The sequence below is a fragment of the Halomicrobium sp. HArcel3 genome (genome assembly GCF_058933135.1).
In genome coordinates, this window is record NZ_JBZYDN010000004.1 from 241,203 (window position 1) to 255,002 (window position 13,800).

Genomic DNA, 13,800 nt, shown 5'->3' on the forward strand with positions numbered 1-13,800 from the left:
CTGATGACCAACCGGAGATTTATCGAATGCGCGAACTTCGCGACCTGGACGTACGCAGTCCACGGGACCTCACGGGCCGGCAGCGACTGCTGGTCGTCTACGCCGTCGGTCTCGTCTCAGTCGTTCTGGCTTTCACGTTCGTGTACCATTACGGTGTGACAACGCTCGAGGGTCGAGACAGGAACATATTCCAGGCGTTCAACGTGGTCATCGAGACGATGACGACGACGGGCTACGGCGCGGACTCGCCGTGGGCCACCCCGGTGATGAACGTGCTGGTGGCGACCATGCAGGTATCCGGCGTCGTCATCGGGTTCATCACCCTCCGCGTGCTGGTCATCCCGCTGTTCGAACGCACCCCGCTCAATCTCGACGACAGACTCACGATCAAGAACGACCACGTCGTCGTCGCGGAGTACCAGCGCGACACCGAGGTCTTGCTGGACGAGCTCGAAGCGCTCGACGTCGACTACGTCCTCGTCGAGTCCGACGAGACGGAAGCCATGCGACTCTCGGACGACGGCTACCAGGCGATCAACGGCGACCCCGAGGACCGGGAAGACCTCGACCGCGCCACTATCGAGCGGGCGTCACTCCTCATCACCGACGCCGGCGAGAGCACCGCGAGCGTCGTGCTGACCGCCCTGGAAGCGAACGATGACCTGCGGGTGCTCAGTTTCACGGCGTCGACGCGCCGGAAGGCAGCCCTCGCGGAAATCGGCGTGGATCGGAGTGTTGCACCCCACGCGCTCATTGGCCGGCGACTGGCGGAGAAAGCGACGACGCCCGTCACGGTCGAGCCCCGGGCCGGCGAGAGCCCCGTCGCCATCCGTGAGATTCTCGTTCGCCGGGACAGTCCGCTCCACGGCGTCGAAGTCCGGGACTCTCCCCTCGCGGCGCACCCGGACCTCACGCTCGTCGCCGGCTGGTTCGACGGAGAGTTACGGATGCCCCCGTCTCCATCGGACCGACTGACGCCCAACACCGTCCTGGTCGTGGCCGGGCCAAGTAACGAAATCGACGAACTGACGGGGGAAGTGTCGGGCGTCCGCGCGCGCAAGGCCACGGCTCACTCCCGCATCCTCGTCGCCGGTGCCGGCGAGGGCGGGACGGCGGCAGTCGATGCGTTTCCGGACGACGTCGACGTGACGACTATCGACGACTCGGAGGGAGCGAAGCCGGACGTCGTCGGGGACGTCACCGAACCCGAGACGCTCCGGGCCGCCGGCATCGACGAGGCCACCGCGCTGGTAGTCACGGTCGACGACGACGCGACCGCCCTGCTGACCGTCGCGATGGCCCGATCGCTCTCCGACGACGTGGAGATACTGGCTCGCGTCACCGACGCCGAGAAGGCCTCCCCGGCGTTCCGGGCCGGCGCGGACTACGTCCTCTCCGTCCAGCGGGTCTGCGCCCGTCTGGCTGCGGCCGAAGTCCACGGCGAGCGAGTGATGGATCCGGTCAGCCAGATCCGTCTCGTCCGGGCAGACGCGACGGCCTTTACCGGCGAGTCGCTTGCAGACGCCCGCGGCCGACCTGACCGGGGCTGGACGGTGGTCGGCCTCACGCGAGACGGGACCGTCTACACGGACGAGCGCACAACGATCGAGACCGGTGACGAGGTGTTCGTCGCCGGCAGCGACGAGACGATCCAGGACTTCGAGCGGGAAGTCGATCGCTCGTGACCGCGACGCAGTAACCAGAACCGGGCGCGTACTGCCCCTCGGCGTCGCGATCGGATAACGGGAGATTTACACGGCGGGACCGGATACGTGGTTTCATGTCAAATCGGGGGGATCGACCGTGCGCATCGTGATCGTCGGTGCGGGCCAGGTCGGGTCCAGTATCGCCGAGAGCCTGGCCGATTCTCACCAGGTCGTCGTCGTCGACCTCGACGGTGACCGCGTCGAGTCGCTCCAGTACAACGTCGACGTGCTCGCCGTCCAGGGCGACGGCGCGTCGCTGGAGACGCTCTTCGAAGCCGACGTTCACGAGGCCGACCTCCTCATCGCCAGTACGGACGACGACGAGACGAACATCGTCACCTGCGGGACGGCGAACACGATCAACGACGACTGTTTCACCATCGCGCGGGTCCGCGACACGAAGTTCCTCGACACCTGGCGCGGGTCGCCGGACGCCTTCGGCGTGAACTTCATGGTCGGGACGAACCTGCTGGCCGCCGAGACCATCGCGCGCGTCATCGGACTCCCGGCGGCCAGGGACGTCGAGACGTTCGCCGACGGCCAGGTCCACATGGCCGAACTCGAGATCAGCGAGGAGAGTCCCGTCGCCGACCAGACCGTCCAGGAGGCGGACCGCTTCGAGTCGCTCACGTTCGCCGCCATCATCCGGAACGGCGACGTGGAGATCCCCACTGGGAGCACGCGGATCCGCGTCGACGACGACGTCGTCGTCATCGGGTCCCGCGAGAGCGTCCAGCAGTTCGCGACCGCGGTGGCGCCGGACGTCGAGGGCGCCCGGAACGTCCTCGTCGTCGGCGGGAGCGATATCGGCTACCACACGGCGCGACTCCTCGGCGAACGCGGCCTCAAACCCCGTCTCATCGAACGTGACCCCGACCGGGCCCGCGAGATAGCCGAAGACCTTCCGGAGACCACCGTGCTGGAGAGCGACGCGACGGACCGTGAGTTTCTCGAACGCGAGAATATCGACGACGTCGAGACCATCGTCGCAGCGCTGGACAACGACGAGAAGAACCTGCTGGCGGGACTCCTGGCCAAACGGCTCGGGGTCGACCGGGCCGTCGCCATCGTCGAGGACGGCGAATACGTCCCGCTGTTCGAGGCCGTCGGCATCGACGTCGCGGTGAACCCCCGCGAGGCGACCGCCGAAGAGATAACCCGGTTCACCCGCGCGCGGCGTGCGGAGAACGTCGCCCTCATAGAGCACGACAAGGCCGAAGTGCTGGAGATAGAGGTCAACGCCGACAGCGTCCTGGTCGACCGCCCCATCAGCGAGTCCGTCCAGGACCTCCCGCCCGGCGTGGTCATCGGCGCGATAACGCGCGACGGACGGTTCATCATCCCGCGCGGTGACACGGTCGTCCGCGAGGACGACCACGTCGTCTGCTTTCTCGACGCGTCCGTCATCGACGAGGCGACCAGATTGCTGTGATCGGCTCACTGTCGACAGTGGTCGTCCGCCCGTCTCCACGAGTCCTCGCATCCAGTCACCTTCCCGCTGTCGACAGATTCATCACCCGATCCCTACACGTTGTGTCTGTGTTATGCCGGCAGTCGCCCTCGGCCCACGGTGATTCCTGATGGCAATCTACGTCGAATGGCGCCAGAGCGTCTCACTCACCGGGACCGTCGTGAAGTGGCTCGCGGTCGCCATGGTCGTCCCGTTACTCACGAGTCTCGTGTACGGCGAGGACTCCCTGGTCTTCGTCGCCTCGATGGCGATCGCGGTCGCGCTCGGCTGGGGACTCGAACAGGTCGACGACAGCGACGACCTGGGCACTCGCGAGGCGTTACTGTTCGTCGCACTCGCCTGGTTCGCCGTCTCCGTCGTCGGTGCCGTTCCGTACGTCGTGGCGGGCTGGGGGACCGAGTCGGCGCTGGCTCACCCCGTCAACGCGCTGTTCGAGGCGACCTCGGGATTCACCACGACCGGAGCGACGGTCACCGAGGAGATATCCTTCGACCGTCACTCCCACGCGCTGTTGATCTGGCGACAGCTGACCCAGTGGCTCGGTGGCATGGGGATCATCGTGCTGATGATCGCCATCCTCCCGGAGGCTGCGGTCAACGGCGCGCAACTGATGGACTCCGAGGCGCCGGGCCCGCGACTCCAGAAGCTGACCCCACGCATCGCGGCGACGGCCCGAGTCCTCTGGCTGGTGTACCTCGGGTTCACCGTCCTCTACGTGCTCCTGTTGCTCCTGCTCCACTACTCGGGGGTCGCGCCGGAGATGAACGTGTACAACGCCGTCGCCCACGCGTTCACGACGCTCCCGACCGGCGGCTTCTCGCCGCAGGCCGAGAGCATCGCCTACTTCTCGCCGGTGGTCCAGTGGCTCGTGATTCCCTTTATGCTCGTCGCGGGCGTGAACTTCGCGCTGTTCTGGCACCTGCTCAACCGGGACGTCGACCTGTTCCTCGGCGACCCCGAGTTCCGCGCGTACGTCGGCGCGAACGTCGTGGTCACGCTCGTGGTATTCGTTCTCCTCTTCCTCGGTTCGGCCCCGACGCTAGAGATCGGCGGGACGACCGCCGGACAGGTGGAGAACGCACTCAGGCAGGCCGCCTTCCAGGTGGGTTCGCTGCTGAACTCGACCGGGTACGCGACCAGCGACTTCGCCCAGTGGGACACGGACGCGCAGGTCGTCCTCCTGTTCGCGATGTTCATCGGCGGCTCGGCCGGATCGACCGGCGGCGGCGTCAAAGTCGTCCGCTGGCTGGTCGTGATGAAGGTCCTCCGCCGCGAACTGTTCACCGCGGCCCACCCGGAAGCGGTCAAGCCCATCCGCCTCGGACGGCACGTCATCGACGAGGACGCCGTCCGCGGCGTTCTCGGGTTCACCCTGCTGTACCTCGTGCTGTACGTCGTCGGCACCGTGTTCCTCGCGCTCGACGCCAGTCGGGTCGGGCTCGCTATCACCCCCCTCGAAGCCACCAGCGCCAGCCTGGCGACCCTCGGGAACATCGGCCCGGGATTCGGCTTCCTCGGACCGTTCGGCAGCTACGTCAGCTTCCCGGCGACCTCCAAGCTGTTCATGGTGTTCCTGATGCTGGTCGGTCGTCTGGAGATAATTCCCGTCCTCGCCCTGTTTACGGGCGGCTTCTGGCGTCGGTGACGGATTCGGACGTCACCCGTCCGAGGCCATCTCCGACTCCCACTCGATCTCTTCGTCGTAGTCCTCGAGGTCGACGGCGTCGACGTCGTCGCCCTGCCGGAGGATGAACGGGCCGGCGGCCAGCGTCCGGAGCGAGACGGTCGACGCCCGGAGGACGTAGGACGTGAGGACGACGTAGGGCGCGAGCGCGATAGAGTACGCGAGACTGATGAAGAGGAACAGCGGCGGTAGCCCCAGTACCCAGGTGTCCGGGAACCGTTTCGCGTCGACCGCGAGCAGGACGTAGGAGATGAACACGATCACTGGCAGGGATACGTACAGCAACCGACTCGACAGCTGGGCGAGCTCGCGCTTGTAGTACAGCGATTTGAAGTACTCCCGTCCGGTCGTGAAGAAGACCAGCGAATCGACGAGGTCGTCGAGCGCGTCCACCTCTTCGTCAGTGAGGTCCGCACCGTGGGACCGCTTCAGGTACCGGACCGCGTGGAGCTGGCCCGCGTAGTCGTAGTTCAACCCCGCCAGCAGCACCCGGAACGTCCCGTACTTGGCCTCGCCGAGGATGTTTCGCGCCCGCTCGACGTCGTTCGAAATCTTCTCGCCCAGGTCCTCGACCTGTTGCTGGAACTCGTCGTTGGCGGTGTCTGCCGCGACCCCCTGCAGTTCGTTGGTCTTGTGGAGGATCGTGTAGAGGACGACGCGGACGAACTCTCCGGGCCGGGCCGGCGTCACGTCCGACTCGATGGACTCCTCGATCCGGCGGCGGAACTCCAGGGAGGCCGAGGTCCGCTCTTCCTGGGCTTCGATGTCACCGATCTCCTGGGAGAGGACGATAGAGTTGATCGAGACGACGACGGAGACGAGCAGTATGACACCGCTGAGAAGCGTGTTGAACAGCGTCTTCACCGTGTCCGTCTCCGTCAGCAGGTCGCGAAGCTGGACCGGTCTGATGAGCGACCCGCCGAGGAGCAACAGGAAGACGGCGCAGAGCAGCGCCAGCGTGACGACGATCCGTCGTCCCTCGATCAGGACCCATCGTTTGACCCGGTTCTCGCCGGGCCGGCTCAGCGCGGACTCGAGGTCCTCCGTGTAGTCCCTGACGGCTTCGGCCCCCTCTTCGGCGATGTTCTGGTCGTCGTCACTCATCCTGTGGGTGCGTACACAGTACGCGTCTAATCCGCATAAGGCGACGTGCCAGGTCGATACTGGTCGTACGAGGAGTTCGCTCCGCGTAGGCCCCAACTGTTCCCCGGCCCACACCGTTACCGAACGGCTCAGTCCGCGAGCGTCGCTTCGGTGTCGATGCCGTACACTCGCGCCGGCGTCTGGACGTGCGCAGTCGCGACGGCGTCGTCCCACCCCTCCTCGAGCATCCAGCGTACCCGTCGGGGGACCGTCTTCGGCCCGAGCACCGCCCCGGGCCGGTCGGGGTCGTCGATGTAGTCCGTCTCCATGAGGAACGGGCCGCCCTCCTCGACTGCCACTTCGAGGTCCTCACGGTTCGAGATGACGCTCTTGACCGGTCCACTGAGACGGCCGCCGGAGTAGTGCTTGACCACGCGCTCGCGCGGGAGCCCTTCGTCCTCGGCCCAGTCGGCCACTTCGGTGAAGTCCTCGCCGCCCTCGGTGTGCAACTGGACGGCACAGCCGACCTCGCCGGCGAGTTCGAAGGCGTGGCGCATCACCTCGTTGGAGGCGTCCCACACCGCGTCGTCGACGTCGTAGTGGGGCCGGCCCGATTTGATGGCCAGCGCCGGGCCGTCCGCGACGAACTCCGCGGCGACGTCTAGCCCCGCCTGCATGATGTTGCGGGCCTCCTCGGGCGAGTAGCCGTCGTCGACCAGCTGTGAGATCAGCGCGGGATGCACTCCCAGAACCGGCCAGGCGTTCCCGTCCAGCACCTCGCTGGCCGCCGCTGTCACCTCGACGGTCAGGTCGAACCCCTCGCGGAACGTCTCGGCGTCGGTGGCCGTCTCGACGAGGTTCCAGGAGGGCTTGTTGAGCACGAGCAGGTGTGTCCCGCCGAACCTGGCGAACTCCTCGGCGGCCTCGACGCCCCGGCCGTTCACCGGGTCGAGGTGCATGTGGTTGTCCAGCACCGGCGTGTCGAGTTCGTCCATGCCAGTCACTGGGACAGCGGGCGGGAAAAGCGGTTCGTCGGCGGCCGGTGACACGCGCCAGTTCGTCGCTCTCTCCTGGGCTCCGTTACTCGTCCAGCGTCACGGCCTCGTGGGCGGTCTTCTGGAGCGCGTCCGACCGGCCGTACTCGCCGGGCGCGATGGCGACCGTCCTGATTCCACGGTTCGCGGCGGTCTCCAGTGCGGGCTTGAAGTCCGTGTCGCGCGAGGCGACGGCCAGGGTGTCGATGCGGTCCCGGGTGGCGGCCGCGGTGGCGTCGACGGCGAGTTTCACGTCGACGTCGCCGCTGGTGACGACCACCTCGAACCCGTTGGCCTCGGCGGCCTTGATCAGGTTCGGCGTCGCGTGCTCGTCGAGGTAGAGGCGCGCGACGGTGACGCGACCGTACTCGGCGGCGGCCGCCCGCAGGTCGTCGAAGTCGACGTCGAACTCCGAGCGGAGGACGTTCGGTCCGTCGACGTACAGCCCGACGCGCGGCTGTCCGCCGTCGCCGCCGAGCAACCGGCCCAGTAGGCCCATACCTGTCTGCTAACCGCGGCGGCTTAGCCACTTTCGGTCCGGGACGACCCGGTCGGCGACGGCCTCGGGGCGACGGCTGAGACTCCCCTCGTCTGAATGGCGGCCCGGAGTTAACTAGGCAGGTGGTAAGCAGTCCGTTTCAAACCTGACAACGGTCGAATACCAGTACGTTTATTCGGCTACTGCGCGGGGTTGCGAACCGAACCGAAATGTCTGCCCTCCGATTCGAACTGGACCCTCCCCCGGACCAGCGCGGTGACGCGGACGGTCCGTCCCGTCGCCGAATCCACGTCAGTGGCCGGTTCCTCCTGATCGCCGCAGTGGTACTGGTGTGCTCGACGCCTGCCGCCGGCGCCCTGACCGCCGCTGACCGTGCCGTTCCAGGCGCGATCGGCTCCGACGAACCGAACTCGCCGCTCGCAACGAGTGGGCCGGTGTTCGCCCAGAGCGGCTCCTCACAGAACGAATCAGGCACTGCGACCGACACCGCGTCAGCGACCACGACGACCGCGGCGACGGCGACAACGACGACCGAGACGTCGGCCCCAGCGTCGGCGGAATCCCCGTCGGACACCGAAACCAGCGAACCGACCGCGACGTCGACCGAATCGCCGACTGCGACCGACTCACCGACGGCAACGGCGACCACGACGTCGTCGACGGCCACGGCCGGGACAGTGGGAACGTCGTCGTCGACTCCCGAATCGGCCTTCGTGGTCTCCGACGTCAGCGCGCCAGCAGCCGTCCGCGCCGGCGACGAGGTCACCGTGACGGCGACCGTCACGAACGCCGGGACGGCCGACGCGACAGGTCGGGTCAACTACTCGCTCGCTGGCCGTACCGCCACCTCGGAGCGCCTCTCCCTCGACGCCGGCGAGTCGACGCGAGTTACGTTCACGGGGAGTACCGCCGGACTCGACCCCGGAACCTACGTCCACGGTGTCCGGAACGCCACGGGCGCGGGCGTCGCCCAGCGGCTCCGCGTCACCCCGGACGTCGACCTCACGGTTCAGAAGATGGCGGCCCCGACCGAGATTTCACGCGGCGACCCGTACGTCGTCCTCGGGACGGTCGACAACCCCGCGGAGTCGGCGATCACGCGGAACGTGAGCTACGCCTTCGACGGCGTCGCTATCGCGACGAAGCGGGTGACCGTCGCCGGTGGCGAGAGCGAGCGTGTCGCCTTCGAGATCCGACCGGACAGGCTCGAGCGTGCCGCCGGGGCTATCGCCAACGGGTCGACCCACACCCACGCCGTCGTCGCCGACGGCGGCTCCCGCGACGGCGGGGAGGTGCTCGTCCGACGCGGCGCGGGCGCCGACCCGTCGGCGCTCGCCGTCCAGCAGTTCCGGGCCAGCGACGACCTCCGCCCCGGCGAGACGATGACCGTCAACGTCTCGGTGCTGAACGTCGCCGACGCCGCCTTCGAGGGCCAGATCGCCTACCGGGTCAACGGCTCCGCCGTCGACACCGCCTGGGTTCGGGTCCCCGTCGACGAGCGCCGGACAATCACCTTCACCGTGCCCCACGACGCGCTCGACCGCCGGGACGTCCTGGCAACGCCGGGCGAGACGGACCACGGCGTCTGGGTGGGTGAAACCGCCCTGCAGTCGCGCCCGCTCACCGTCCACGGACCGTTCGAGACCGAGACGGCGACGGCCGCGGCGACGTTCACCGACAGCGACAGCCGATCGAACGGCGCTCCCGGGGACAGTGATGGGTCATCGACCGGTCAGACGGAGACCGAGTCCTGCCAGCGCGGCATCCTCACGCCCTGTGGGGGGACCGGGCTCGACGAGACGACACTGACGCTGATCGGCATCGCCACGTCGGTGATCGGGATCCTCTACGAGATGACTAACGGGTGACCATGGCACGTGGACTTCCAGCGGTATGGAGCGGCCTGCTCGCACTCCCGTTCGTCGCGACCGGGACGTACGTCGCGGCCTTCCAGGCGCAGTATCCGATCGCCGACGGACAGGCCACGGCACCGCCCGCGGCCGGCGTCGTCCTGGCAGTCTTCGGGCTCTTCGTCCTGGGCCTCGGCGTCTACGTCCAGTACGTCACCGCGCCCTCGGCGCCGACGCTCCGCCGGGGGGAACGCGTCGTCGACGAACGCGTCCCGGCACTGCGGAACGCTCTGAGCAAAGCGTTCGCGTCGTTCCCCGTCCTCGGCGTGGGTATCTACCTGCTGTACTTCACGGAACTCCAGTACGTCTACCCGATCGTCGCGCTGGCCGCCGGATTCTACCTCTTCTCGACGGGCTCGTACACGTACTGGCAGAACACGCTGACGAAGTACTACGTGACGAACCAGCGCGTCCTCGTGGAGTACCGCTTCATCTCGCTGGTCCGCAACGAGGTGCCCCACGACAAGGTCCGCGGCGTCGAGGAGCGCCGGACCTTCTGGGGGTCCATGCTCGGCATCGGGTACGTCGTCGTCAGGTCCGGCTCCGGCGGGGGCCTGGCCGTCTCGATCGGTGGGATCTACGAGTCCGACGAGTTCGCGGACACCATCCGGATGGAACTGGGGTCTCACGGCGACACCACCGGCGAGGAGGCGGACCTCGTTCCCGGCCCGGAAGCGTAAGTGACGGCCGTCACGTCAGGTCCGTCTCTCCGACGACGACCCCTCGAACGACGAACAGTTCTATCCCGTTCCGCCGTGAACTGCTGTCCATGTACGAGCGCGTACTTCACCCCACCGACGGCAGCGACGCGGCCGACGTCGCCGCGGCCGACGCCATGGAACTGGCCGAGCGGTACGACGCCCCGCTCTACGTCCTCTACGTCGTCGACGTGACGGTCGGCCGGACGACCGACGCGTACGCCGGTCAGGTCGTCCAGGAACTGGAGACCATCGGTCGGGAACACGTCGACTCGGTCACCGGGCGCGCTCGCCGGGCGGGCCTGGGCGTGACGAGCGACATCGCGGAGGGAACGCCCGCGACGACCATCGTCGAGACGACTCGGCCGGGGGACGTCGTCGTCATGGGGACCCACGGACGAAGCGGGCTCGACCGCTATCTCGTCGGGAGCACGACGGAGAAGGTGATCAGGAGCGTCGACGTTCCCGTGCTGACCGTCCCGATATCGAGGGGCCAGCGGGGCGAGTCCGAGTGAGAGCGGCCGAATGAGACCGGGGCAGTCGAGCGCCGTCCCGGTTCTCGGCCCCATCAGTCGTCTGCTGATCGTGGCGTCACCGACCGCGCCTGGCTCGTCTGTGTTATCTCGAAGACGGTCATCAGGTCGGTCCGGGAGACGAGCCCGACCAGGGTTCCGTCGCCGTCGGTGACGAGGATCCGCCCGATCCCTTCACGCTGGAGGGTGTTCAGCGCCTTTGCGGCTTCGGAGGTTGGCGTGACCGTCACGAGATCTGTGGACATGACGTCACCGACAGTTACCAGGTCACGTTCGCTCGGTGCTTTCACCTGAACGTCTTCGAGCGTGACGATGCCCACTAGCGCGCCGCCGTCGAGGACTGGATAGCCGGTGTGGCGCTCGCGCACCATCCGGTCGAGCAGGTCCTCGATGGAGGTCTCGGCCGTGACCGTATCGAGTTCGGCTTCGGGCGTCATGATTTCGCCGACGGTCAGCCCCTCGAAGGCGGCCTCCATGACGACCTGCTGGGTCTCGCTGGTCGCGGCGACGAAGATGAAGAAGGCGATCACGATCCAGAAGAGGTTGAGCGTGAGGATGCCGGCGATACCGAGGAGGAAGGCGAACCCCTTGCCGACCGCCGCGGCGATGCGGGTGGCCCGGAGACGTGACCGATTCCGGGAGAGCAACGCCCGTAGCACCCGTCCGCCGTCCATCGGGAACCCCGGTAACATGTTGAACGCCGCGAGGACGACGTTGAGGACGGCGAGGTAGCCGACGACGAACAGCGCGGCGGGTAGTTCGGCCGGGAGCGCGGTGAAGAGCCCGTAACAGGCGACACCGAGAATCACGCTGACGGCCGGTCCGGCGACCGCGATGGTGAGTTCCTGGCGCCAGTCCTCGGGGAACTCGGCGAACTGGGCGAGGCCGCCGAGGAACCACAGCGTGATCGATTCGATCTCCAGTCCGTACCGGCGCGCCACGAGCGAGTGGCCCAGTTCGTGCAGGAGGACGCTCACGAACAGCCCGAGCGCTGCACTCACGCCGAGGAGCCAGGGGAGCTGGCCGTCCGTGAGTTCGCCGGGAGCGATGGCCGTACCGAAGACCTGGTTCAGCAGGTCGACGGTCGGCGTCACCTGCGTCCCGATGAGATACGCCAGCAGCGGGAGGACGAGCAGAAAGGAGGCGCCGAGCTTGATCGGGATGCCGAACAGCGAACCGACGCGAAGACTTGCCATACCCGGCATTCGGGCCAGAGACCAATGAACTCCATGGCTGACCAGATGTGCTGGCTCCCGTGACATGTGGCCCCGGGCTGGTGACCCGCTAGCGAGCCCAGTTTCTCGGTCCAGTACCTCTCTCCCCCATTCGGTCGAAAACGCCTTCTCGAACTCTCTAAATCCATCTTCCGCCCGATTGTTCGTTGAAACGGACCGGCTTTTCGCCGGCGACGTGGTGGCCTTCCCGAACCGGCTTCAGAAAGGCCCGGGGGTCGAAATTCTTGGACATTTGCTATCGCGGTATATAGTTTATATGAACCGCGTGAAACGGCGATTCCAGGCGGCTTGGGGAATATGTAAGGCGGTTCCGACCGATTTACCGACCATGACCCTCCGGTCACCGCCGCTACGTTCGACCCACGAGCGGGCGGACGCGAGCTTCACCGACTTCGGCGGCTGGGAGATGCCCGTCGAGTTCGACTCCATCCGGACCGAACACGCTGCCGTACGGGAGTCTGCGGGGAAGTTCGACGTCTCGCACATGGGGGAGATCGTCGTCTCGGGCCCCGACGCCGCTCGCCTCACTCAGTTGCTCACCACCAACGACGTGACGGAACTCGACCCTGGCGAGGCCCACTACGCGGCCATTACGCGCGACGACGGGGTGATGATCGACGACACGGTGGTCTACCGCCTGCCCGAATCGGTCGACGGCGACTACCTGTTCGTCCCGAACGCGGGCCACGACGACGAGATGGCCGCCCGCTGGCGCGACCATCGGGACGACTGGGGCCTGGACGCTGACGTCGACAATCGCACGACACAGTACGCGATGATCGCTCTCCAGGGCCCCGAGGCGGCGGAACTGCTCGACGAGGAGACCGGCCTCGACCTGGACGACCTCTCGCGGTTCGACCTGGCCCAGGGGGCAGTGGCCGGCGTCGAGACGCTCGTCGCGCGCACGGGTTACACCGGCGAGGACGGCTTCGAGCTGGTCTGCCCCTGGGACGAGGCCGAGACGGTCTGGGACGCGCTCGAGTGCCAGCCCTGCGGCCTCGGCGCACGCGACACCCTCCGCCTGGAGATGGGCTTTCTCCTCTCAGGGCAGGACTTCCACCCCGAGGACGAGCCCCGGAACCCCTACGAGGCGGGCATCGGCTTCGTCGTCAAACTCGACACGGAGTTCGTGGGCCGCGACGCGCTGGAAGGGGTCGACGCCGAGGGGCCCGAGGAGAAACAGGTCGGCCTCGCGCTCATCGACCGCGGCGTCCCCCGACAGGGCTACGAGGTGACGACCGCCGACGGTGAACACCTCGGACACGTGACGAGCGGGACGATGAGCCCGACGCTGGGCGACCCCATCGCGCTGGCGTACCTCCCGAGCGAGGCCATCGAGTCGGGGAAGATCGTCCGCGTCGTCGTCCGCGGCGAACCGAAGAAGGCACGTATCAGGGCCACCCCATTCCTCGACAGATGAGCTTCGACGTCCCAGACGACTGTCTGTTCCTCGAATCACACGAGTGGGTCCGCGAGACGGACGGGACCGCCCGAATCGGCGTCTCCGCGTTCGCCCAGGACGAACTCGGCGACGTCGTCTTCGTCGAGTTGCCGGGCGAGGGCGAGGACCTGGCCGCGGGCGACGACTTCGGCGTCGTCGAGTCGATCAAGGCCGTCTCGGACGTCTACGCCCCCGTCTCCGGAACAGTCGCCGCCGTCAACGACGACCTGGTCGACCAGCCGGAACTGGTCAACGAAGACCCCTACGGCGGCGGCTGGCTGATCGAGGTGGAACTCTCCGACGAGAGCGATCTGGAGGACCTGCTCTCCCCCGACGAGTACCGCGATCAGATTGAATGAGCCCGTGGGTCTCGGTTAGACCACGTTCGTCTTTTGGCTCCGTCTCTGATGATGGGCGGGGCTTGGTAGTTTACTCTTGACTTGACAGCCTATCGAAGAGAACAAAGCGAGGGATTCAGTAAGCTCCTCCATGGGCATCATCGGCGC

The 13,800-nt window shown here is 67.2% G+C and carries 12 protein-coding genes; 8 read left to right on the forward strand and 4 right to left on the reverse strand.

Features of this window, described 5'->3' with window-relative positions:
• The first annotated feature begins 26 nt into the window (after nucleotides 1-26).
• The 3 genes from AC5FRV_RS12915 (at nucleotide 27) to AC5FRV_RS12925 (ending at nucleotide 4,822) form a co-directional block, all read left to right on the forward strand.
• A complete protein-coding gene (locus AC5FRV_RS12915) occupies nucleotides 27-1,685 on the forward strand; it encodes a potassium channel family protein (RefSeq protein WP_493561499.1) in 1,659 nt (552 codons plus the stop codon).
• A gap of 118 nt (nucleotides 1,686-1,803) precedes the next feature.
• The gene (trkA, locus tag AC5FRV_RS12920; RefSeq protein ID WP_493561500.1) at nucleotides 1,804-3,138 is read left to right on the forward strand and encodes a Trk system potassium transporter TrkA; all 1,335 of its coding nucleotides are present in this window, start codon (nucleotides 1,804-1,806) and stop codon (nucleotides 3,136-3,138) included.
• Between the two features lie 148 nt (nucleotides 3,139-3,286).
• A complete protein-coding gene (locus AC5FRV_RS12925) occupies nucleotides 3,287-4,822 on the forward strand; it encodes a TrkH family potassium uptake protein (RefSeq protein ID WP_493561501.1) in 1,536 nt (511 codons plus the stop codon).
• Between the two features lie 12 nt (nucleotides 4,823-4,834).
• On the opposite strand, the gene AC5FRV_RS12930 is transcribed toward AC5FRV_RS12925, so the two are convergent.
• The 3 genes from AC5FRV_RS12930 to AC5FRV_RS12940 all read right to left on the reverse strand — a co-directional run bounded on the left by AC5FRV_RS12930 (nucleotide 4,835) and on the right by AC5FRV_RS12940 (nucleotide 7,477).
• Entirely contained in the window at nucleotides 4,835-5,965 is a 1,131-nt protein-coding gene (locus tag AC5FRV_RS12930) for a DUF7972 family membrane protein (RefSeq protein ID WP_493561502.1), read from the reverse strand.
• Between the two features lie 128 nt (nucleotides 5,966-6,093).
• Nucleotides 6,094-6,939 (reverse strand): TatD family hydrolase, encoded by an 846-nt coding sequence (locus AC5FRV_RS12935; protein ID WP_493561503.1) that lies wholly within the window; start codon nucleotides 6,937-6,939, stop codon nucleotides 6,094-6,096.
• An 85-nt stretch (nucleotides 6,940-7,024) separates the two neighbouring features.
• Complete coding sequence (locus AC5FRV_RS12940; RefSeq protein ID WP_493561504.1) at nucleotides 7,025-7,477, reverse strand: NYN domain-containing protein; 453 nt, start codon at nucleotides 7,475-7,477, stop codon at nucleotides 7,025-7,027.
• Nucleotides 7,478-7,686: 209 nt separating this feature from the next.
• Between AC5FRV_RS12940 and AC5FRV_RS12945 the strand changes: the two genes are divergently transcribed.
• The 3 genes from AC5FRV_RS12945 to AC5FRV_RS12955 all read left to right on the forward strand — a co-directional run bounded on the left by AC5FRV_RS12945 (nucleotide 7,687) and on the right by AC5FRV_RS12955 (nucleotide 10,600).
• Nucleotides 7,687-9,345: a CARDB domain-containing protein gene (locus AC5FRV_RS12945; protein WP_493561505.1), complete on the forward strand. Its 1,659-nt coding sequence runs from the start codon at nucleotides 7,687-7,689 to the stop codon at nucleotides 9,343-9,345.
• 2 nt (nucleotides 9,346-9,347) lie between these two features.
• Nucleotides 9,348-10,067 (forward strand): PH domain-containing protein, encoded by a 720-nt coding sequence (locus tag AC5FRV_RS12950; protein WP_493561506.1) that lies wholly within the window; start codon nucleotides 9,348-9,350, stop codon nucleotides 10,065-10,067.
• Between the two features lie 89 nt (nucleotides 10,068-10,156).
• Complete coding sequence (locus tag AC5FRV_RS12955) at nucleotides 10,157-10,600, forward strand: universal stress protein (RefSeq protein ID WP_493561507.1); 444 nt, start codon at nucleotides 10,157-10,159, stop codon at nucleotides 10,598-10,600.
• A 53-nt stretch (nucleotides 10,601-10,653) separates the two neighbouring features.
• Here the strand turns inward: AC5FRV_RS12955 and AC5FRV_RS12960 are convergent, their stop codons facing one another.
• Nucleotides 10,654-11,814: a CBS domain-containing protein gene (locus AC5FRV_RS12960; protein WP_493561508.1), complete on the reverse strand. Its 1,161-nt coding sequence runs from the start codon at nucleotides 11,812-11,814 to the stop codon at nucleotides 10,654-10,656.
• 367 nt (nucleotides 11,815-12,181) lie between these two features.
• Between AC5FRV_RS12960 and gcvT the strand changes: the two genes are divergently transcribed.
• The gene (gene gcvT / locus AC5FRV_RS12965) at nucleotides 12,182-13,273 is read left to right on the forward strand and encodes a glycine cleavage system aminomethyltransferase GcvT (RefSeq protein WP_493561509.1); all 1,092 of its coding nucleotides are present in this window, start codon (nucleotides 12,182-12,184) and stop codon (nucleotides 13,271-13,273) included.
• Nucleotides 13,270-13,653, forward strand: coding sequence for a glycine cleavage system protein GcvH (gene gcvH / locus AC5FRV_RS12970; protein ID WP_493561510.1), 384 nt, complete (start codon nucleotides 13,270-13,272; stop codon nucleotides 13,651-13,653). The genes gcvT and gcvH overlap by 4 nt, the downstream gene beginning before the upstream one ends.
• The last annotated feature ends 147 nt before the right edge of the window (nucleotides 13,654-13,800 follow it).